This window comes from Streptomyces sp. SCSIO 75703 (genome assembly GCF_036607905.1).
In the GTDB taxonomy this organism is placed as follows: domain Bacteria; phylum Actinomycetota; class Actinomycetes; order Streptomycetales; family Streptomycetaceae; genus Streptomyces.
This window is the reverse complement of sequence record NZ_CP144555.1, coordinates 4570231-4591504: the sequence shown is the minus strand read 5'-3', so window position 1 is coordinate 4591504 and position 21274 is coordinate 4570231. Positions and strand designations below refer to the sequence as shown.

Annotated in this window: 17 protein-coding genes and 1 tRNA gene; 10 read left to right on the top strand and 8 right to left on the bottom strand. The window is 77.3% G+C overall.

The window, feature by feature from the left end; genetic code table 11:
• Positions 1–114: 114 nt before the first annotated feature.
• A complete protein-coding gene (locus VM636_RS20210) occupies positions 115–2259 on the bottom strand; it encodes a YfjP family GTPase (protein WP_338485267.1) in 2145 nt (714 codons plus the stop codon).
• 3 nt (positions 2260–2262) lie between these two features.
• Positions 2263–3870, bottom strand: a complete 1608-nt coding sequence (locus VM636_RS20205) for a dynamin family protein (protein ID WP_053912459.1) — start codon at positions 3868–3870, stop codon at positions 2263–2265.
• A gap of 321 nt (positions 3871–4191) precedes the next feature.
• On the opposite strand from VM636_RS20205, the gene VM636_RS20200 reads away from it, so the two are divergent.
• Positions 4192–4267 (top strand) — tRNA-Arg (locus tag VM636_RS20200).
• A 280-nt stretch (positions 4268–4547) separates the two neighbouring features.
• Here the strand turns inward: VM636_RS20200 and VM636_RS20195 are convergent.
• Positions 4548–5816, bottom strand: a complete 1269-nt coding sequence (locus tag VM636_RS20195) for an FAD-dependent oxidoreductase (RefSeq protein ID WP_030418223.1) — start codon at positions 5814–5816, stop codon at positions 4548–4550.
• 202 nt (positions 5817–6018) lie between these two features.
• Between VM636_RS20195 and VM636_RS20190 the strand changes: the two genes are divergently transcribed.
• From VM636_RS20190 to VM636_RS20175, 4 genes are all read left to right on the top strand, one after another.
• On the top strand, positions 6019–7647 hold the full coding sequence (locus VM636_RS20190) for a helix-turn-helix domain-containing protein (protein ID WP_051821162.1): 1629 nt from the start codon (positions 6019–6021) through the stop codon (positions 7645–7647).
• Positions 7648–8072: 425 nt separating this feature from the next.
• Entirely contained in the window at positions 8073–8942 is an 870-nt protein-coding gene (locus VM636_RS20185) for a class II glutamine amidotransferase (RefSeq protein WP_030418221.1), read from the top strand.
• A 202-nt stretch (positions 8943–9144) separates the two neighbouring features.
• Positions 9145–10104, top strand: coding sequence for a D-2-hydroxyacid dehydrogenase family protein (locus VM636_RS20180; protein ID WP_030418220.1), 960 nt, complete (start codon positions 9145–9147; stop codon positions 10102–10104).
• A 397-nt stretch (positions 10105–10501) separates the two neighbouring features.
• Entirely contained in the window at positions 10502–10774 is a 273-nt protein-coding gene (locus VM636_RS20175) for a chaplin (RefSeq protein WP_030418219.1), read from the top strand.
• 83 nt (positions 10775–10857) lie between these two features.
• Here VM636_RS20175 and VM636_RS20170 read toward each other — a convergent pair whose 3' ends face one another.
• The 5 genes from VM636_RS20170 to chpG form a co-directional block, all read right to left on the bottom strand.
• On the bottom strand, positions 10858–11724 hold the full coding sequence (locus tag VM636_RS20170) for a tyrosinase family protein (protein WP_053913992.1): 867 nt from the start codon (positions 11722–11724) through the stop codon (positions 10858–10860).
• Positions 11708–12250 (bottom strand): tyrosinase family oxidase copper chaperone, encoded by a 543-nt coding sequence (locus tag VM636_RS20165; protein ID WP_053914004.1) that lies wholly within the window; start codon positions 12248–12250, stop codon positions 11708–11710. The genes VM636_RS20170 and VM636_RS20165 overlap by 17 nt, the downstream gene beginning before the upstream one ends.
• Positions 12251–12498: 248 nt before the next feature.
• Positions 12499–12780 carry a hypothetical protein gene (locus VM636_RS20160; protein ID WP_030418216.1) on the bottom strand — a complete coding sequence of 94 codons (282 nt, stop codon included), beginning with the start codon at positions 12778–12780 and terminating at the stop codon, positions 12499–12501.
• Positions 12781–12999: 219 nt separating this feature from the next.
• On the bottom strand, positions 13000–13839 hold the full coding sequence (locus VM636_RS20155; protein WP_338485266.1) for a hypothetical protein: 840 nt from the start codon (positions 13837–13839) through the stop codon (positions 13000–13002).
• 256 nt (positions 13840–14095) lie between these two features.
• Positions 14096–14335, bottom strand: a complete 240-nt coding sequence (chpG, locus tag VM636_RS20150) for a chaplin ChpG (RefSeq protein ID WP_030418214.1) — start codon at positions 14333–14335, stop codon at positions 14096–14098.
• A gap of 368 nt (positions 14336–14703) precedes the next feature.
• Between chpG and VM636_RS20145 the strand changes: the two genes are divergently transcribed.
• From VM636_RS20145 to VM636_RS20125, 5 genes are read left to right on the top strand one after another with little or no spacing between them, the layout of a single operon-like run.
• Positions 14704–15933, top strand: a complete 1230-nt coding sequence (locus tag VM636_RS20145) for a glycosyltransferase (RefSeq protein WP_338485265.1) — start codon at positions 14704–14706, stop codon at positions 15931–15933.
• Positions 15930–17348 carry an exopolysaccharide biosynthesis polyprenyl glycosylphosphotransferase gene (locus tag VM636_RS20140; RefSeq protein WP_338485264.1) on the top strand — a complete coding sequence of 473 codons (1419 nt, stop codon included), beginning with the start codon at positions 15930–15932 and terminating at the stop codon, positions 17346–17348. The genes VM636_RS20145 and VM636_RS20140 overlap by 4 nt, the downstream gene beginning before the upstream one ends.
• A 4-nt stretch (positions 17349–17352) precedes the next feature.
• Positions 17353–18669, top strand: coding sequence for an O-antigen ligase family protein (locus tag VM636_RS20135; RefSeq protein ID WP_051821161.1), 1317 nt, complete (start codon positions 17353–17355; stop codon positions 18667–18669).
• The gene (locus VM636_RS20130; RefSeq protein WP_338485263.1) at positions 18666–20546 is read left to right on the top strand and encodes a lipid II flippase MurJ; all 1881 of its coding nucleotides are present in this window, start codon (positions 18666–18668) and stop codon (positions 20544–20546) included. The genes VM636_RS20135 and VM636_RS20130 overlap by 4 nt, the downstream gene beginning before the upstream one ends.
• Entirely contained in the window at positions 20521–21273 is a 753-nt protein-coding gene (locus tag VM636_RS20125) for a polysaccharide deacetylase family protein (protein WP_234312501.1), read from the top strand. The genes VM636_RS20130 and VM636_RS20125 overlap by 26 nt, the downstream gene beginning before the upstream one ends.
• The last annotated feature ends 1 nt before the right edge of the window (position 21274 follow it).

Sequence of the window (21274 nt, the reverse complement as noted above, 5' to 3'; positions counted from 1 at the left end):
CCGGTCCGCCACCCGACCAAGCGGCGACCGCCGCCCGCGCACCCGCACCCGGTGACCCGTGGCTCGTAGCCCGTAGCCCGTGGCCCGTAGCCCGTGGCCCGCCGGCGACGGGACTCACCCCGTCGCCGCGCCCACCCCCGTGACCCGCGCGTACTGCTCCCGCACCTCCCGGTACCGCAGCAGCTCCGCCGCCAGCGGGTCCAGCACCCGCGCCCGGCCGCAGCCCGCGGCGGCCTCCCGCAATCGGCGTTCCGCCTCCTGCCCGTAGCGCCGGGCCGGGCCGCGGGCCGCCATCCGGCAGCTCCACTCGATGAGCGGGCCGCCCACGATGCCGGCCAGCATCAGCAGCACCGGCACGCCCAGGTTCGGCGGCAGGACGCCGAGGATCTGGCCGAGCAGCCACAGACCGCCCACCACCTGCAACAGCGTCATCGACGCCTGCGCCAGCACCGCCACCGGCCACCACCCGGGCCGCGGCGGACGCCCCGGCGGCGGCCCCGAACGCCCGGCCAGCTCGTCCAGCGCCCGCGGCAGGTCCTCGGCGCCGCGCAGGGCCGCCTCGCGCAGCGCCTGCGCCCAGGGCACCGGGAGCCCGGCCGCGGCCCGGTCGGCCACCGTGTGCACGGCCTGCTCGACGCGCTGGCGCGCGGTGGTCTCCTCGTCCACCGGGGCGCGCGGCACGGAGCGCGAGGCGGACGGTGCGCGCCGGTCGCGCGACCAGCGCCACAACCGGAGCCACGGTGTGCCGCACGCACGGTTGGCGTTGCGGAGCCAGGCGCGTTCGGCGGCCTCCCCGGCGGCGGTGGCGCCGACGGCGTCCGCGAGCCGGTCCGCGAACTCCTCCCGCGCCTCCTCGCTGAGCCCGGCCCGCCGCCCGGTGACGTACACGGGCCGCAGGCGCGCCGCGGCGGCGTCCACGTCGGCGGCGATCCGGCGGGCCGGGGCCCGGCGTTCGGCGACGAACCGGCCGAGCGCCTCGCGAAGGTCGCCCACGCCCTCGCCGGTGAGCGCGGACAGGGCGAGGACGGTGGCGCCGGGTTCGTCGTACTCGCCGAGCGCGATGCCGTCCTCGTCGAGCAGGCGGCGCAGGTCGTCGAGGACCTGCTCGGCGGCCTCGCCAGGCAGCCGGTCGATCTGGTTGAGGACGACGAAGGTCACCTCGGCGTGACCGGCCATCGGCCGCAGGTAGCGCTCGTGCAGGACGGCGTCCGCGTACTTCTCCGGGTCGACGACCCAGATGACGGCGTCGACCAGGCCGAGGACGCGGTCCACCTGGTCGCGGTGCCGTACGGCCGCCGAGTCGTGGTCGGGCAGGTCGACGAGGACGAGTCCGCGCAGCAGGGCGTCGGCGTCGGAGTGCTGGACGGGGCGCCGCCGGAGCCGGCCGGGGATCTCCAGCCGGTCCAGGAGGCTGGCCGCGCCGTCGCTCCAGCTACAGGCGATGGGCGCGGAGGTGGTGGGGCGGCGGACACCGGTCTCGGAGAGGGTGACGCCCGCGAGGGTGTTGAAGAGCTGGGACTTGCCGCTGCCGGTGGCGCCCGCGATGGCGACGACGGTGTGCCGGCCGGAGAGCCTGCGCCGGGCGGCGGCCTCGTCGAGGACCCGGCCCGCCTCGGCGAGGGTGCCGCCGTCGAGCCGGGCGCGGGAGAGGCCGACCAGTTCGCGCAGCGCGTCCAGGCGGGAGCGGAGGTGCCCGTCGTACGCCAGGGGCATCAGCGGCGCGGCGGCGGACCGGCCCGTTCCGGTGGGGTGGAGGCCGGTTCCGGGCGCGTGGCGGTCCGTACCGGTGGGGAACGGCTCGGTGCCGGCGGGGAATCGTTCCCCCCGGGCGGGGTTCCCGTCGGCGCGGCGTGCGATGAGCCCGTCGTCCCAGGCGCCGTCCTCGCCGCGCGCCAGGGAGCGCCCGGGGTCGGCCCCGCCCCCGCCCTCCTCCCCGTCGTCGCTCCCGTCGTCGTTCCCGCCGCCGTCCGTCCCGGTGCGCCCGGGCCGCGCGGCGGCGTGCGGCCCGGCGGGGGGCCCGTCGGCGGCGCCCCGGCGGGCTTCGGCGCGCGGTCCTCCGCCGGTCTCCCCGGCGTCCTGCGGGCGGGCGCCGCGGTCCTCCCCGGCGGCGGCACCCGAGGAGGCGGCCACGGCGGCACCCACGGCGCCGCTCGCGGGGCCCTCCCCGCCGCGGGCCGGGGTGCCCTCGCCCGGGGCGGGCCGGCCGCCCCGCGCGCGGTCGGCGTGCTCGGTGGGGTCCTGGTCAGTGACGGCGGTCACCGGTCACCTCTCCTTCTGCAGTACGGACAGCGCGGCGATGAGCTCTGCCTGCGGTTCGGGGTGGACCTCCAGCGCGTCGAGCGGGGCCAGGCGCAGTTCGCGTTCGGTCCGGACGACCCGGTCCACGCACTCGGTGAGCAGCAGTCCGCCCCGGTCGCGCAGGCGCAGCGCGCCGTGGGCACCGATCCGCTCGGCGAGCCGCTCCCCCGCGCTGCGCGCGCGGCGCCCGCCCAGCAGGGCGGTGGCGACGAGGGCGGCGACGGTCTCCGGGTCGGGGGCGGTGGTCCGGTCCAGTTCGCCCGCCTCCTCCTCGGCGTACTCCTCCAGTTCGCGCCGCCAGCGCCGTACGGCCATGCCGATGCGGTGCTCGGCGGTGTCCGGCGCGCTGTCGCGGCCGGCGAGTTCGGGGGCCTGGGCGGCGGGTTCGCGGTGCCAGGCCCGGCGCACCCGGTCGTCGGCGGTGGTGACGGCGCACAGCAGGAGCGTGCTCAGGCTCTCGACCAGCGAGTCGAGGAGTTCCGCGGGGGCGCAGTCGAGGGGGAAGGCCCGCCACCGTTCGCGCGCGTCCCCGGCGAGGACGGCCCCCGCCTGGAGGCGGTCCCGCACGCGCGCGTGCTCCCGGTCGTACGCGCCCTCCACGGCCGTGGTGAGCCGCAGCGCGGCGGCGTACTGCGCGGCGGCGGCGCCGGCCAGTTCGGGCATCCGGGTCTTGAGGGAGTCGAGGATGCCGTGGGCGGTACGGGCCATGGCGCCGTGCCGGGCGTCGAGGTCGTACGCCCGGTGGACGAGCCAGTCGCGCAGCGGCGCCACGGCGGAGGCGGGCAGCAGTCCGCCGCCCCAGGCCGACTCGGGCAGTTCCGGCACGGTGAAGCGGGGCACCTCGCCGAGCCCGGCCTTGGTCAGCAGCGCCGCGTACTGCCGGGAGACCTCGCCCACCACCTGGTGGGGCACCCGGTCGAGCACGGTGACGAGGGTGGCGTCGTACTCCTTGGCGGTGCGCAGCAGGTGCCAGGGGACGGCGTCGGCGTAGCGGGCGGCGGTGGTGACCATCACCCAGACGTCGGCGGCGCAGATCAGCTCGGCGGCCAGGACGCGGTTGCCGGCGACCAGGGAGTCGACGTCGGGCGCGTCGAGGAGGGCGAGGCCGGGGGGCAGGGTCTCGGCGGTCTCGACGCGCAGGACGCGCTCGGGGTCCTCGCCGGGCAGGAGCAGGTCTTCGTCGGTGTCCCGGTGCGCGGCCCGCACGCGCGTGAGGTCGGGCAGCACCCGCATGCCGCCGAACCAGTGGTGGTCCTCCGGATGGCAGACCAGGACGGGGGTGCGCGTCGTGGGCCGCAGGACACCGGCCTCGCTGACCCGGCGTCCGACGAGCGAGTTCACCAGGGTGGACTTCCCGGCGCCGGTGGAGCCGCCCACGACGACGAGCAGCGGGGCCTCGGGGTCCCGCAGACGGGGGACGAGGTAGTCGTCGAGCTGGGCGAGCAGTTCGTCCCGGTTGGCACGCGCGCGTGGGGCACCCGGCAGGGGCAGCGGGAAGCGTGCGGCCGCCACACGGTCGCGCAGGGCGGAGAGTGCGTCGATCAGCTGAGGCCGTACGTCCAAGGTCACCACATGGGAAGAATGCCCAATTTTAGGGGAATTCTGAAGCATATGCGCATGCCTGCGCGCCGACCGGACGCAAGGGACGTATGGGGCAAGTGGCGCGGGAGGACAGTCCAGGCATAACGAGTGGACAACACCCGATGCGCGAGAGGGCAAAAGCGGTGCACGATTCGTACCTGCCTGCGATTATCAGGACCGCTTCACCGAACCTCCACATCGAGCCACGGAGGCGAAGCAACAGGGACAAGGAGCCGGGAGCCCTATCCTTGTCCCCGGCGCCGTCCCGGACCGGCCCCCACCAGGGCACCACGGCCCGGACGGCCCCCTCAGGCCCCCGTAGCTCAGTGGATAGAGCAGGCGCCTTCTAAGCGCTTGGCCGCAGGTTCGAGTCCTGCCGGGGGCGCCATACTCGTATGACCAGCGGAAACGCTGGTCATATTTCTTTCCGGCCCGGTACGCGCCCCCGTGGGGCCCGGCGCTTCGGCGCGGCCGGGCCCTTTCCGCGCGGTGGGAACGGGGCCCCCGCGCCGCCTTCCCGGACACCGGACCCCGCCCCGCGCGGCACAGGGTGTTTTCAGCCGCCGCCGGGCTCCTCGCCAGGGGCCGGGGCCCCGGCCCGGCGCAGCCGAAGCCCCCGGTGACCCGTGTCGGAAGGGATGGTCACCGGGGGCTCGGGCGGGGTGCGGTCAGCGCAGCGGGTCGAAGGGGGACAGCTCCGCCGGGCGGCGGCCCGTCGTGATGGTCTCGGCGAGCAGACGGCCGGTGGCGGGGCCGAGGGTGACGCCCCACATGCCGTGACCGCCGGCGGCGAAGACCCGCGGCGAACGGGTGGCGCCGATCAGCGGCAGCCCGTCCGTGGTGCACGGCCGGGAGCCGACCCACTCGTCCTGCCGGGCGTCCAGGTCGGCGCCGCGCAGCAGCGGGCGGGCGGCCTCGGCGATGGCGTGCACCCGGCGCCGGTCCAGGGGCGCCTCCGGCTTGCGGAACTCCATCATCCCGGCGACGCGCAGCCGGTCCCCCAGGGGCGTGCAGGCGACGCGCTGGGCGGGGAAGTAGACCGGGCCCGAGGGCACGTTCTCGACCGGGACGCTGAAGCTGTAGCCGCGGCCGGCCTGCACGAGGGCGCGCACGCCGAACTTGCGGGCCAGGCGGCCGAGCCAGGCGCCGGTGGCCACGACCACGGCGTCGTGCCGCTCGCCGCCCGCGCCGGCGGTGACGACCACGGCACCGGTGCCGGTGTCCCGTACGTCGGTGATCTCCGTGCCCTCCTTGATCACGCCGCCGCGGGCGCGGACCGCGTCGGCCAGGGAGTGCACGTACGCGCCCGGGTCGATGTAGCGCTGGCCGTGCAGCCGGATGGCGGCGCCGATCTCGTCGGACAGGGAGGGCTCGACGCCGCGGGCCTCGTCACCGTCGAGGACGTCGAACTCCATGGACTGGCCGGCGGCGTGGATCTGCTCCAGTTCCTCCAGCAGGACCCGGCGCTCGGTGGGGGTGCGGTAGGCCGCGAGGAAGGACTTGGCGTCCAGCGTGCGGGCCTCGACGCCGCCCTCGGCGAGGGTGTCGAAGCTGGGCAGGGCCAGGCTGTTGATGGGCACCAGCGAGCGCATCGACCGCAGCCACTGGAGCGCGGTGCTGTGACGGGCGAACCCGGCGAGGAAGCGCAGCAGTTTCGGGTCGGCGCTCGGCGGCACGTACACCGGGGAGGACGGGCTGAGCACGGCCCGCACCCCGTAGGTGAGGACGGCGGGCTCGGGCAGCGGCGTGGCGAGGCCGGGGGTGAGCCAGCCGGCGTTGCCCCACGACGACCCGGCGGCGACCCCGTCGCGGTCGTAGACGGTGACCTCGACGCCACGCTCCTGGAGGAACCAGGCGGTGGACAGGCCGACCATGCCCGCGCCGACGATGGCGACGCGGCTCGGGGCGGAGGAGGGCGAGTGGGGGTGGGCAGCCATGCGGAACCTCTTCATCCAGGGCGGTGATGCCTCCGACGATGGTGCGGCCGCCCGGCGGCGTTGTCTTTGTGCCGTGCGGACAATCAGCGCACTGATGATGGTGGCGACACGACCACGCACAGGGGGGACAATGGGCTCATGAGCACACGGACCCTCGACACATGAGCACCCGCACCGCCCTCCGCGCCCCGGGAGGCCGGCCGTGATCACCGTGACCGACCTGGTGGACGCCCTCGGCGCCGGCCTGCTGCGGACGGTCGTCGCGGCCGGGAACGCCGGCGTGCACGACGTCGCGCTCGCCGAACCCGGCGACACCACCGGCCAGCCCGGGGAACTCGTCCTCGGCGTCGGCGTCGCCGACCGGGCCGGCGCGCTCGCCCTGCTGGAGCGGACCGCGCCCGCCGCCGGTCTCGTCCTCAAGGGGCCCGTCGCCCGCGACCCGCAGGTCACCCGCGCCGTGCGCACCCTGGCCGGCCCCGCCCTCGTCGAACTGCGCCCGCACACCTCCTGGGCGCACGTCGTCTGGCTGCTGCGCGGGGTCATCGACCGGGCCTCGGCGCCCGCCGCCGGCACGCTCGGCACCCCCGGCGCGCACAGCGACCTGTTCGCCCTGGCCGACGCCGCGGCCGAGATCATCGACGCCCCCGTGACGGTGGAGGACGCGCAGTCCCGGGTCCTCGCCTACTCGGCCCGGCAGGACAGCACCGACCCGGCGCGGGTCTCCACCATCGTGGGCCGCCGCGTGCCCGCCGAAACGCTGACCCACTTCCGGGCCACCGGTGTCTTCCGCCGGCTGGCCCGCTCCAGCGACCCGATCCGGACCCCGGCCGGACCGGACGGCATCCTGCCCCGGCTGATCATCCCGGTGCGGGCGGGCGGCGAATGGCTCGGGTCCATCTGGGCCGTGGTGAGGTCGCCGGTCCCCGAGGAACGCATCCGCGAGCTGAGCGCCGTCGCCCCCGTGCTCGCCCTGCACCTGCTGCGGCTGCGCGCCGAGGCCGGTATCGCCCGGCGGGTGTCGGCCGGGCAGTTGCGGGCCGCCCTGCGCGAGGGCACCGTCCCCGACGGGGGGCCGGGCGGCACCATCACGCTGCCCGACGGCCCCCTGCGGGTGGTGGCCTTCGGCTCGTCGCCGCGCGGCACGGACGACGTACGCCGCCAAATGGACCTGTGGGAGTCGGTGGCCCACCGTTTCGGCTGGCACCGGCCGCTCCTCGCCGACCTCGACGGACTGCTGTGCGGCGTGGTCGCCGACGCGGGCCGGGGCGGACGGCGGGGCGCCGCGGGGGGCCGGGCGGAGGCGGGCGGCGTCGACTGGCTGCGGCACGTGCTCGCCGAGACCCGCTCCCACGAGGCCGGTCTGTACGCCGTCGCCGGCCGCCCCGCCCGCGCGCCCGAGGAGCTGCCGCGCTCCCTCGCGGAGGCCGCCGAACTGCACCGGCTGGTCGGCGCCGGGCGGCTGCCCCTGCCGCCCGGCGCGGGGATCGTGCTGATGGAGGAGGTGTGGGACGCCGTCGTGGTGGAGCGGGCCCGGACGGCCGTCGGCGGCGACACCTGGCGGCTCGGCGGCCCGCTCGCCGTGCTCCGCGCCCACGACGAGGAGCACGGCACGCCGTACGTCACCACGCTCGCCGCCTGGATCGACCACTACGGCGACCCGCAGGCCGCCGCCCGGCACCTGCGCATCCACGCCAACACGCTCCGCTACCGGCTGCGGAAACTGGAGGAGACCGCCCCGCTCGACCTGGCCTCCCCGCGGCTGCGGCTGGCGCTGCGGCTGCAGCTCCTGGCGCTGGACGAGACGCCCCCGCCGGGCGGCCCCCGGCAGTGAGGCCGCAGGTCCCAGGTCCCAGGTCCCAGGGGCACCCCGGCTCGGCGGACACCCCCGCCCCATTGACACCCCCAGCCCCGTGGACACTCCCGGCCCCGCTGGACACTCTCGACTACACGGGCACCTCCGCTCCCACCCGCGCGCCCCGGCCCCACAGGCAACCCCGGCACCACGAGCGTCCCCCGGCCCGCCCCCTGGCCGCGTGCGCCCCGGGCACGCCCCGGCGCCCCGCATTCCGCACGCCCCCTCCCCTCCCCACACGCCCCCTCCCCGGCCCCGCACCGCGCACGCCCCGGCGCGCGGCCGGTTCACGCCCCCGGCCCGGGGAACCCGGACCCGGCCGCCGGACCGGCCCGCCGACCGGGTCCGTGACACCTGCCGCACCCGGCACCCGGCGGCATCCCGCGACGCCCGTGGAGGGACCGATGTGCCGTCTGTTCGGACTCAGCAGCGCGCCCCGGCGCACCCGCGCCACCTTCTGGCTGCTGGACGCCCCCGACAGCCTCGCCCGGCAGAGCCACCGGGACCCCGACGGCACCGGCCTCGGCTACTTCGCCGCGGACGGCACCCCGCGCACCGAGAAGGCGCCCCTCGCCGCCTACCGGGACCGGGCCTTCGCCGAGGACGCCCGGGAGGTCGAGTCGGCCACCTTCCTCGCCCACGTCCGCTTCGCCTCGACCGGCGGCCTGGAGGCCCGCAACACCCACCCCTTCACACAGGAGGGGCGGCTCTTCGCGCACAACGGGGTGATCGAGGACCTGGACGCGCTCGACGACCACCTCGGCGCCGACCGCGCGCCGGTGCGGGGTGACACCGACTCGGAGCGGTTCTTCGCGCTCGTCACCCGCGAGATCCGGGCGGCCGGCGGCGACGTGACCGCCGGGCTCACCGGGGCGGCCCGCTGGATCGCCGCCCACCTGCCCGTCTACGCCCTCAACCTGATCCTCGTCACCCCCGGCGAACTGTGGGCCCTGCGCTACCCCGACACCCACGAGCTGTACGTCCTCGACCGGCCGGCGGGCGGCCGGCACGGCGACCGTCACCTCGACCACAGCGGCAGCGAGGGGCGGATGCGGGTCCACTCCCGGGCCCTGGCCGGCCGGCCCTGCGCCGTCGTGGCCAGCGAACGCATGGACGACCACCCGGACTGGCGGGCCCTGGAGCCGGGCGAACTCCTCCACGTCGCCCCGGGCCCGCGCCTCACCCGCCGGCTCGCCCTGCCCGATCCCCCGGCCCGCCCCCTCACCCTCGACGACCTGCGCCCCGACGCCGCCGCCTCCCAGCGGGCCGCCTAGGGTCTTCCGTGTGGATCAGGCCGGACCCCGCGAGCCCGGCATGATCCACACGAGAGGCTCCCCAGGGACCCGGCCCGTCCGTCCCCCGCCCGGTGCGCCGCGGGCCGGGGGATAGAGTGTGCGCCCCTCCCGGTGCCCGGCCGTGGGGACGGGTCCCGGCGGGCACCACCGGCGGGACATGAGGCGGAAGGAAGTGGTCCGCGTGCGACTGCGGTGTGCGGTGCTCGACGACTTTCAGCGGGTGGCCCTGGACAGCGCCGACTGGTCGCCGCTCGCCCCGAGCGTCGAGGTCGTCACGTACGACCGGCACTTCGACGACGAGGACTCCCTCGCCGAGGCGCTGGCGGACGTGGACATCGTGGTCACCCTGCGCGAACGCGTCGCCTTCCCCGCGTCCCTGATCGCCCGTCTGCCGCGGCTGCGGCTGATCGTGGCCTCCGGCATGCGCAACGGCGCCATCGACCACGCCGCCGCCGCGGCGCACGGCGTCACCGTCTGCGGTACGGAGTCCGCGGTCACCCCGGCCGCCGAACTGACCTGGGCGCTGCTGCTCGGGCTGGCCCGCGGCATCGTCCGGGAGAGCACCGCCCTGCGCGCCGGCGGGCCCTGGCAGCAGACGGTGGGCGCCGACCTCCACGGCCGCCGCCTCGGCCTGCTGGGCCTCGGCCGGATCGGCGCCCGGGTGGCCCGCGTCGGCCTCGCCTTCGGCATGGAGGTCAGCGCCTGGAGCGCCAACCTCACCCAAGAGCGGGCCGACGAGGTCGGCGTCGCCCTGGCCCCCTCCAAGGAGGAACTGCTCTCCACCGCCGACTTCGTCTCCGTCCACCTCGTGCTCGGCGAGCGCACCCGCGGTCTGCTCGGCCCCGCCGAACTGGCCCTGCTCAAGCCGACCGCCTACCTCGTGAACACCTCCCGCGCCGCCGTCGTCGACCAGGAGGCGCTGCTGGCCGCGCTGCACGAGGGCCGGATCGCCGGGGCGGGGGTGGACGTCTTCGACATCGAGCCGCTGCCGGCCGACCACCCGATGCGCACCGCCCCGCGCCTGCTCGCCACCCCGCACCTCGGCTACGTCTCGCGGGCCAACTACGCCACGTACTACGGGCAGGCGGTCGAGGCGATCCAGGCGTACCTGGCCGGGTCCCCGGTGCGGCGCCTGCCCTGACCTCCCGGCCGGGCGCCCACGACCACCCCACCGGCCCCTCCGGCCACGCAGGCTCTTCTTCACCTCGCTGGCCCCATCGACACCTCCGGCCACGCAGGCTCCTCCTCGCCTCGCTGGCCCCATCGGCCTCAGCGGCCCCACCTCCCGTCGGCCGCACCAGCCCCGTCAGCCCCATCAACCCCATCAACCCCATCAACCTGGCTCCCCCCACCGGCCCCTCCGGCCATGCCCGTCCCGGCAGTTCCGGCCGTCACCGGCCCGCCGTACCACAGGCGCGTTGTTCAAAAAGGGTGATCCTCACATTCCCCCCGTGACCGTGTTCGACCTGGCGCGTTGAACCGGCAGTGCGGCGGCGCGTTCCTGCCGTCGCGCTCCCCCGAGTCAGAAGGAGAACGTGATGTCTCGCATCGCGAAGGCTGCCGGTGTCGCTCTCGGTGCCGGCGCCGTGGTGCTCAGCGGCACCGGCCTGGCCATGGCGGACGCGGGCGCCCAGGGCGCTGCCGTGGGCTCGCCGGGCGTGCTGTCCGGCAACGTCGTCCAGGTCCCGGTCCACATCCCGGTCAACGTCTGCGGCAACACCGTCGACGTGATCGGCCTGCTGAACCCGGCCTTCGGCAACACCTGCGTCAACGACAGCGGCGGCCACGGCGACGGCGGCTACGGCGGCTGAAGCCCCCGGATGTCCGAAGAGCCCCGGCCGGGACCTGCCCGGCCGGGGCTCTTCCCCTGTGCGCCCGCGGTCCCTCCGGGGCCTCAGGCGTACCGGTAGACGGCGCTGTGGTCGTCGAGCTGGTCCGGCGTCACGTCCCAGGGGGGCATCCGGTCGTGCCGGGCGACGACCCGGCCGCGCTGGGCGTTGCCGAGGCCGGGCGGCTCGGCGGGCAGGTAGCGCGTGTCGCGGTGCCGGGCCTGCCAGCGCGACCACTGGAGGTCGACGAAGGCGTGGACCAGCCAGAACACCGGGTCGTTGACGGAGGCACCGCCCACCATGGCGCCGCCGACCCAGCGGTGCACCCGGTTGTGGTTGCGCCAGGAGGCGGCACCGCGCCCCGGCCCCCACCCCTCCAGCTTGTTGCGGAAGCCCTCGCTCACCGTCGAGTCCCACGGCGCGGTGTCGTACACCGGGTCGTCCAGCGCCCACTTCAGGTCGCTCGCGGTCGGCAGGGCGATCGGGTCGGCACTGCGGCCGAGGTCGCGGGTGAGGTAGGCGATGTCGGTGACGTTGACCCGGAGCGGCCACCTGCCGCCGTCGTGGGCGAACGGCCCGCTGGTCACCTTGTGGTCGCCGCTGCGCCCGGTGCCGCCGAGGAGGTCGGCGGTCCAGGGGGAGGCGGTGGCGGAGCGATCCTTGGTCCAGTCCCAGTAGGGCACGGTCACCGAGGAGTCGACGCGGCGCAGCGCCTCTTCCAGGTCGAGCAGGAAACGCCGGTGCCAGGGCAGGAACGACGGCGCCATGTGGGCGGCGCGCAGCCCCTTCTCACCGTCGGCGACGTAGTACTGGATGTGGGTGCGGACGAACTCGTCGTACTCACCGCGCCGTTTGATCTCCAGCAGGGCGTCGACGAACCGCCGCCTCTCGGTGCGGGTCAGGGTGGTGACGTCCTTACGGGTGTACGCCATGGCGCCCCCTCCTGAGATCGTGGCCGCCCTCGTCGGGCTCCTTGCGCAGGTGCTCGTGAGGGCCGAGTTCGTCGACGGCGGCGCGCGCCGCCTCGAGCGGGGTGGGGTGCGACCCGTAGTGGTCGACCATGCTCATCCAGGTGCCGTCGGCGCGGCGCATCAGGTGCAGCGGCCGGCCGTCGACGGTGACGTGCCAGGTGTCGTCGTCGCCGAGGGCCCGGCCCTCGGTGGTCCGGACGCCGCGGATACGGCGCCCCCGGTAGGTCTCCTCGAAGACGGCGGCCTCGGCCGTCCCGCCCGGCGCCGGTGCGGGGCGCGGGGACCGGTCGGCGTCCGGGGCCCGGGAGGGCCCGGTCTCCCCGGGGGGCCGGGAGGCGGCGACCAGGGGGGCCAGGGTGACGGCGACGGCCGGGGCGATCAGGCCCCGCAGCAGGTGTCGCCGGGTGCGGCGCCCGGGGCCGGGTCTCGCGGGTTCCGCCGTGTCCCGCCGTGCTCCGTCGGGCGCTCCCTCAGCGTTGACGATCATGGCTCGCTCCTCGTCCGGTTCGGTGTTCCGGTGCACCAACCGGTCGCGGGGCCCGACGGTCACCGTGCGCAGGGCCACTTGGAGCAGGAGGGCCGCCCTTCCCGGGCCGGGGCGGTGAGCTGTTCGGGGCTCACCGGCCGCGTGCCGTCGGTGGCGCCGGCGCACGCGTGCCGGCGGGCGGTGGACGGGACGGGCGCGGCCACGTGGCGCGCGCCGGTCCCGCCCGCCGTCGGCCGCGGGCCGGGGCGTCAGCCGCCGAGCGGGAGGCCGCCGAGGAGGCCGGTGCCGGAGTTGAGCGCGGTGGTGGCGCCGTTCACCGTGTGCAGGACGGAGTCCTCGTTCTCGGTGTCGAGCGCGTCCGACTGGTGCTTGAGCGGCATCACGTCGATGGGGCCCTTGGTGAGGGTGTTCACGGCGCCGTTGAGGCTGGTGGGCGCGAGGTCGGCGGTGTCGTAGGCGAACGCGGGCGCGGCGGCGCCGGCGGCGACGAGGGAACCGGCAACGACAGCGGCGGCCTTCAGGGACTTCATCGTCGTGATCCTTTCTTCGGCGGCGCAGGTCACCGCGGCGAATGCTGACACCGTGGTCAACGATCATCACCGGAAGCGGCAACTCCACGGTGCGGAAGACATATGAGATGCCCGGCCGGCCGGGCATCTCATGACGGGAGCGCGGGCCGGGGGAGCACGCGCGCCGCCGCGCGGCCCGGGGAGCGGGCGGCGCGGCGGCGGGGGTGTACGGAAGGGGCGTCAGGAGGCGTCCGCCGGCGGGGTGTCCGCCGGGCCGGGTGTCTGCGGCGCTCCGGGGGCCTCCGGCACCTCGGGCAGGGCGGGGAGCAGACCCAGGTCGGGGACGGGCAGTCCCTTGCCGGTCAGCGTGGCGGCGACGACGTCGACGGCGCCGGCGACGACCTCCCGCGCGGCCGGGGCCACGTCGTCGGGCGTGCCGGCGGTGGCCGCCTCGACCAGGGCGTCGACCTTCTCGCGCAGGGCGGCGTAGGCGTCGGCGGTCAGGTCGCCGGCGAGCGGGGCGGGGCCGCCGTCCCGCTCCGCGACGGGCGCGGGCAGCGTGACCGGCGGCGCCTGGCCGGTGCCGGTGCCCGGGGCCCCCGTCTGGTCCGCGCCGGACGCGTCGGTGCCCGGGGTCACGGCCTGCGGGGAGGAGTCCCCCGGCTCCGTCTTCCCGGCGCCGGGCGTCCCGCCCTCGTGGGCGTCCTCGCCGCCGGCGGCGGAACCCGACGCCCCGTCACCCCCGGTGTTCCCCGACGCCTCAGGGAGGGCCCCCTCGGCCCGCGCCAGGGCGTCCCGTACGGCGGTGGCCAGTCGTTCGGCGTCCGCGGCGGGGAGCCGGGCGGCGAGCACCGCGTCGAGCAGGTCGGCGACCGGGGTGAGGGTGCCGCCGAGGCCGGACAGGGCGCCGGCCTGGCCGCGCAGGGCGTCGCGGTCGGGCAGCGGGGCGCGCGGCGCGCCGGCGGTGGGCCGTTCCCCGGGCGGTGCGCCCTCGGCCGCCGTGACCGCCGTTCCGCAGACCCCGGTCAGGAGGCCGGCGCAGAGGACGGAGGTGGCGATACGCCGTACGGGCAGACGCATGAGCGATCCCTTCGGTGGGTCCGGACGATCTCGTGCCCACCGTGGGAGCGGCCCCGGTGCCCCGCAACCGTGCGGGCCCCGCCCGCACCCGGCCGGCTCCGTGCCCCGTGCCTGGTCGCGTCGCGCGTCGCGTCCGACACGCCGGGCCGCCCACCGCGCCCGCCATTCGGGGCAGCAGCCCGGCGCACACGCGAACCGGCCGCCCGTTCGCGGAGGAACCGCGGTACGGACGGCCGGCGCACGGCGTCGAGCGACGTCAGTCGTTCACGCACACGTTGCCGAACGCCGGGTTCAGCAGGCCGATGACGTCGATGGTGTTGCCGCAGACGTTGACCGGGACGTGGACCGGAACCTGCAGCACGTTGCCCGACAGGACGCCCGGGGAGTGGGCGGCGGCGGCCTGCGCGCCGCTGTCGGCAGCGGCGACACCGGCGGTGCCCGCCACCGCGGCGGCGGCGACGGAGGTCAGGGCCAGGCCCTTCGCGATACGCGACATGGAGAGGTGCTCCTTGGGGTTGACACAAACATCCGGGCGGGTGCCCGGCACGGTGTCAACGCGCCGCGGCGCCCGGAGTTCTGCCGCCAAAGGAGTGATCTGCCGGAACCCGGCGTTCACCAATCCAACACACTTGCCTGCTTTCAACCGTTTCATACGGATACCGGATAGAGTCCCTCAGCAGTCGACGGGGCACCGCACCCTTGTGGGCCACCGGCCGAGGGCGCTGTCGCACCCGCGAACCCACCGTCCCCGCGCGCCCGGCCGCGCCCCGCCGCCTCGCCTCCCCCCTCGCTTCTCCTCACCCCCCGCACGCTCAGCAGCTCCGAAGGTCACGGACGCTCCGCACGTTCCGAAAGGGCATCCGTATGCGCCTGTCACCGCCCGCCTGCCGTGCGAGAGTCCTCCACGTCACCCAGCCGGTGGACGGCGGGGTCGCCCGGGTCGTGGCGGACCTGGCGCGTGATCAGGTCGCCCGCGGGATGCGGGTCGAGGTCGCCTGTCCGGAGAGCCGCCTGGCCGCCGAACTCCGGTCGCTGGGCGCCCGGGTGCACCCCTGGCCGGCGACCCGCTCGCCCGGCCCCGCCCTGGCCGGGGAGGTGCGCCGGCTCGCCCGGATCGTCGCGGAGGCCCGGCCCGACCTGGTGCACGCGCACAGCGCCAAGGCCGGACTCGCCGGGCGGCTCGCGGTGCGCGGGCGCGTGCCGACCGTGTTCCAGCCGCACGCCTGGTCGTTCGAGGCCGTCGACGGCCGGACGGCGACCCTGGCACGGGACTGGGAGCGGTGGGCGGCGCGCTGGACGGCGCGGACGGTGTGCGTGAGCGAGGCGGAGCGGCGGCGCGGAGAGCGGGCCGGTGTCCGCGGCCCCTGGTCCGTGGTGCCGAACGGCGTCGACACCGACCGCTTCCGTCCCGTCCCCGCGACCGGCGCCGACGCCGACGCCGAGACCCCGGCCGGCCCCTCCCCCGCCCGCCCCGCGCCGGGCGGCCCGCTGGTGGTCTGCGTGGGGCGGCTGTGCCGGCAGAAGGGCCAGGACGTGCTGCTGGCCGCCTGGCGGCGGGTGAGCGCCCGGCTGCCCGGGGCCCGGCTGGCGCTGGTCGGCGACGGACCGGACCGCGCCCGGCTCGCCGGGGCCGCCCCGGCCTCCGTGCTCTTCGCCGGGAACGCCCCCGACCCCCTGCCCTGGTACCGGGCCGCCGACCTGGTCGTCCTGCCCTCGCGGTGGGAGGGGATGGCGCTGGCCCCACTGGAGGCGCTGGCCTGCGCCCGGCCCGTGGTCGTCACCGACGTGGACGGCGCCCGCGAGTCGCTGCCCGCCGCCCTCGCCCCGTACGGCCTGGTGCCCGCCGGCGACCCCTTCGCGCTGGCCCGCGCGATGACCACGCTGCTCGCCAACGCCCCGCTGCTCGCCGCGCTGGGCCGCGAGGGACGGGAGCACGTCCTGTCCACCCACGACGTACGGCACACCGCGCGGTCCGTCGCCGCGGTGTACCGCGAGGTCCTGGACGGCCCGGCCCCCCGGGGGCGTGTCCCGTCCGGCGGGACCGCGCACGGGCCGTCCGTGTCCACCGACTCCAGGGAGGCCGTCTCCTCGTGACCGCGGAAAGCACCGTCCCCACGCCCGCGGGGCAACCGCGCGACACCGGCTCCGTCGCGGTGCTGGCGCCGCGCGCCGCCACCGGTGTCCCGTCGCCCGCCCGCCGGCCGGCGCCGCGCCCCGCCTCCCGGATGCCGCTGCTCGTCGTGGACGGCGCGGCGGCGCTGACGGGCACCCTGGTGCTCGGCGGCGTCCCGCACCGCCCGCTGCTCACCGGGCTGCTGGCCGCCGCCGCGCTGCTGCCCGGCCGCCGGCCGCACCGCCGGCTGCCCGGGGTGCTGGACGAACTGCCCGCGCTGGGCGGCCGGATCGCGGTGCTGTGGCTGACGCTGGCGGCGCTGGTGGCGGCGTGCGCCCCGCCGCACGCGCTGTCCGCCGGGACGCTGCTCGGCGGGTTCCTGCTGCACACGGCGGCGGTCTGCGCCGGGCGCGGTGCCGTGCACCGGCGGCGGCGCGCGGCGGCGCTGAACCGGCCGCGGGCCGCCCTGGTGGCGGGGCCGGCCGCGACGGCGCAGCGGGTGGCCGCCGCCGTGCTGCGCCATCCGGCGTGCGGGGTACGGCCGGTGGGGGTGGTCGCCGAGGAGGCGGACGGCACCGCCGGGCTGCCGGTGCTGACCACGGGCGAGGAGGTGCGGCGGGCGGTCGTGCAGAACGGCGTGCGCGACGTGCTGGCCGTGCGCCCGCCCGCCGGGGCCGCGGCCGGCCCGCTGCTGCGGGTGCTCGCCGAGTCGGGGTGCGCGGTGTGGGAACTGGACGTGGACGGGCCCGTGCCCGCGCCGGGCGGCGACCGGCTCGCCGGCTTCCCCTGCCGCGCCCCCGCTCCGGAGCCCCGGCAGCCGGGCGGCGCCGGCAAGCGGGCGCTGGACGTGGGCGTGTCCGGGGCCCTGTTGCTGCTGCTGAGCCCGCTGCTGCTGGTCTGCGCGGCGGTGCTGCGGGGCACCGGCGGGCCGGGCGTGGTCTTCCGCCAGGAGCGCGTCGGCCAGTACGGAAAACCGTTCACTCTGCTGAAGTTCCGCACCCACCGCCCCGTCGACGAACACGAGGCGGCGACCCGGTGGAGCGTGGCGGACGAGCGGCGGATGCCGTGGTTCTGCCGTTTCCTGCGCCGCACCTCCCTGGACGAGCTGCCGCAACTGTGGAACGTGCTGCGCGGCGACATGAGCCTGGTCGGCCCGCGCCCCGAACGCCCCTACTTCGTGGCCCAGTTCAGCAGCACGCACCCCGGCTACGCGGCCCGGCACCGGATGCCGGGCGGCATCACCGGACTCGCCCAGGTGCAGGGACTGCGCGGCGACACCTCGATCGAGGACCGGGCCCGCTTCGACAACGCGTACATCGACGACTGGTCGCTGTGGCAGGACGTGTGCATCCTGCTGCGCACGGCCGTCGCGCTGCTGCGCCCGACGGGGAGCTGACCCGGTGAGCCAGGCCCTCGCCGCGTGGCCGGCCGCGCGGGTGCGGCGGCTGCCCCCCGTGCTGGCCGCGGTCGCGGTCGTCGTCCTGCTCGCGCTGCCCGTCCCCCCGGACGGGCGGGGCGGCCCGCACCCGGCCGACGCGGCGTCGGCGGTGCTGGTGGCCGGCTGCGTCGTCGCCCTGCTGCGCGGGCGGCGGCGTCCCCTGCCGCGCACGGCGGCCGTGGTGCTCGGGCTGCCGGTGGCGGGCCTGGCCGTCGCCGCGCTCGGCGCGTCCTCGCCGGGAGCCGGGCTCCTCGGCCTCGGCCGCTACCTCCAGGTCTTCGTGCTGGTCCCGGCGGCTGTGCTGCTGCTGGTGCGGGGCCGTTCCGACGTACGGCTGCTGGCCTGGTCGGCGGTGGGGCTCGCGCTGTGGCAGGGCGCGGTCGGGGTGTACCAGTACGCCACCGGGACGGGCGCCTCCTACCAGGGCGAACAGGTGCGCGCGGTGGGCACCTTCGGGCCGCAGGACGTGATGGGCATGGCGACCGTCGTCTCCCTGGGGCTGGTCTGCGCGGTCGGCCTGGCGCTGGGCCCGGGGCCCGTGCGGCGGCGGGCGGTGGCCGCGGGGTGCGCGCTGGCGCTGCTGCTGCCGCTCGCGCTGTCCTTCAGCCGCGGGGCGTGGATCGCCACGGCGCTGACCTGCGCGGCGCAGTTGCTGCTGTCCGGGGCGCGCCGGGCGGCGGCGGTGGGTGCGGCGGCCGTCGCGGCGGGCGTGGTGCTGGTCGGCGGGTTCGGGGTGGGGACGGCCATGCTCCAGGAGCGGGTCGACAGCATCACCCGGATCACCGACGCCCCCGACCGCTCGGTGACCGACCGGTACACGATGTGGGCGGCGGCGGCCGGCATGTGGCGGGAGGCGCCACTGACCGGCGTCGGCCTGAAGGGCTTCCCGGAGCACCGGGACGGCCACGCCTCGCTCGCCCTGTCCTCCGGCAGCGAGACCGAGGGCGCCGGTTCCGGCTACTACCGGCAGCCGCTGCTCTCCCCGCACAACATGTACCTGCTCATCCTGGCGGAGCAGGGGCTGATCGGGCTGGTCGCGCTGGCGGGCGGTTGGCTGGCGCTGCTCGTCCTCGGCCTGCGCCGCCTCCTCGCGCACCGGCGCCGTCCCGGGGGCGGGGCGGGCACGGACTGCGGGCTGATCGCCTGCGGGCTGCTGGTGTGGCAGCTCACCGACTTCGCCTACGCCGACATCGGCGGGCCCTCGACGGTGCTGACCGCCCTCTGCCTCGGGCTCGCCGCCTGGTGGGCGTGGGGCGCGCGGGAGGCCCCGGCCCCATGACGGTGACCCCTCCCCCGGCCGCCCCGGCCACGGCACCGGCACCCGCCCCGGCGCCCGCGCCCGCCCCGGTCCGGAAGGCGGCCGGTGCGGTCCGTCCCCCGCGGGGCTTCCTCGCGCGGGCCGCGCTGGTCACGGCCGCCCTGTCGGTCGCCGGGTCGGTGCTCGGGCTGGCCCGGGACCAGGCGCTGGCGCGGCTCTTCGGGGCGGGCGGCGCGACCGACGCCTTCCTGGTGGCGTGGACCGTGCCGGAGTTCGCGGCGACGCTGCTCATCGAGGACGGGCTGGCCTTCGCGCTGGTCCCGATGTTCAGCCTGGCCCTGGCCCGCCGTGCCCGGGGCGTGCCCGGGGACCCGGTCCGGGCGCTGGTCGCCGCGACCCTGCCCCGGCTGGCGCTCGCCTTCGCGGCGGCCGGCGCCGTGGTCGCCGCCGGTGCCCCGCTGCTGGTCCGCGCGCTGGCGCCGGGCCTCGCCGACCACGCCCTGGCGGTGGACTGCACCCGGCTCACCGCGACCTGCCTGCTCAGCTTCGGGCTGGCCGGCTACTGCAGCGCCGCGCTGCGGGCGCACGGCCGCTTCCTGGCACCGGCGGCGATCTACGTCGCGTACAACACCGGCATCATCGCGACGATGGTCGCGCTGGGCGGGCGCCTCGGGGTGCGCTCGGCGGCGGCGGGGGTCGCGGTGGGCGGGGTGCTGATGGTGGCGGCCCAGGCGCCGTCGCTGCTGGGGCGGCTGCGGGCCGGGGACACCGCCCGGAGCGCGGCGGGCCCGGCCGGCTCCGCCACCGGCACCACGACCGGCCGTACGGACCTCCCCCCGCCCGGCCCCGGGCACGTACCCGCCACCGGCCGTGCGGACGGCCCCCCGGCCGGGCGCGCGGACAGCGCCGCCACCACGGCCACCGGCCCCGCCGCCGCCACCGGCCCCGAGCCCACGGCCGACGCCGCGCGGCCGCTCGCGCTCGCCCTCTTCGCCACCGTCCTGCTCTTCGCGCTGTGCCGCCAGTCCCAGGTGCTCATCGAGCGCTTCCTCGCCTCGGGCCTCCCCGCCGGGGCGATCTCGCACCTCAACTACGCGCAGAAGGTCGCGCAGATCCCGATGACGCTGTCGCTGATGCTGTGCACGGTCACCTTCCCGGTGGTGGCGCGGGCGCTGGCGGACGGCGACACGGTCCGGGCCCGCGACCGCGTCGAGCGGGACGTGGCGCTCGCCGCGTGCCTGGTGCTGCTGGGCACGGCGGTGATCGTCGCCTGCGCGCCCCGGATCGTCACCGTCCTCTTCGAGCGCGGCGCCTTCGGCGCGGCCGACACGGCGGCGACCGCCGGGGTGATGCGCGTGTACGCGCTCGGGCTGCTCGGCCAGACCGTGGTGGGCGCGCTGGCCCGCTCCTACTTCTCGGCGGGCCGCGGCAGTTGGTACCCGTTCGGCGCGATGGCGGCCGGTGTCGCCGCGACCGCGGCCGTCGGCGCCCTCGCGGTGGGTCCCTGGGGCGTGGCGGGCATCGCCGCCGGCAACGCCGCCGGGATCACCCTGACCGCCGCCCTGCTGCTGGCCGGCATGGGCCCGCGCAGCGTCCCGGTCCGCCCCGGCCGGACGCTGGGCGAACTGGCCCGGCTGGTCCCGGCGGCGGCGGTGGCGACGGCGGCGGGCGCGGCCGTCGCGGACCGCGCCGCCTCCCCGGCGGCCGGGGTCGCCGCCGGCGCCGGGACCGTCCTCGCCGTCTTCGCCCTGCTCGGCCTCGCCCTGGGCGTCCAGGGCGCCTCCACCGCCGTCCGCTGCGCGCGCGGTGCCCCGCCCCTGCTCCGCCCGGTCCTCCGCACCGTCCTCCGTCCCGTCACACGAAGGCTTCCGCATGGCCGTTTCCGCAGATTCCGTTGAGCTCCGCCCCCGGGCCCGCACCGTGCCGTGGGTGGCGATGTACCACTCGGTCGGCGACGTGAGCGACGACCCGTACCGCATCACCGTCACCCCCGAGCGGCTGGACGCGCAGCTCGGCTGGCTGCGCCGGCGCGGGCTGCGCGGGGTGTCCGTGGCCACGCTGCTGGCCGCCCGCGCCCGCGGCGAGGAGCGCGGCCTGGTCGGGCTGACCTTCGACGACGGGTACGCCGACTTCGTCGAGCACGCGCTGCCCCGGCTGCGCCGCTGGGGCTGCGGGGCGACCCTGTTCGTCCTGCCGGGACGGCTCGGCGGCGACAACGCCTGGGACCCGCTCGGCCCGCGCAAACGCCTGCTGACCAGCGAGGGCATCCGGCGGGCCGCCGCCGAGGGCGTCGAGATCGGCTCGCACGGGCTCGTCCACGCCGACCTCACCACGGCCGGGGCGACCACGCTGGCCTCCGAGACCGCCGGCAGCCGCGTGCTGCTGACCGAGCTGACCGGCACCGCGCCCGCCGGTTTCTGCTACCCGTACGGAGCCGTCGACCGACGGGCCGCCGACGCCGTGCGCGAGGCCGGGTACGCCTACGCCTGCGCCATCGACCCCGGCCCGCTGACCGGCCCGTACGCACTGCCCCGGGTGCACGTCGGCCAGCGGGACACGGCCGTGCGGCTGCTGCTGAAGACCCGGCTGCACCGGCTGCGCCGCCGTCCCGCGCAGGGGGTGTGAG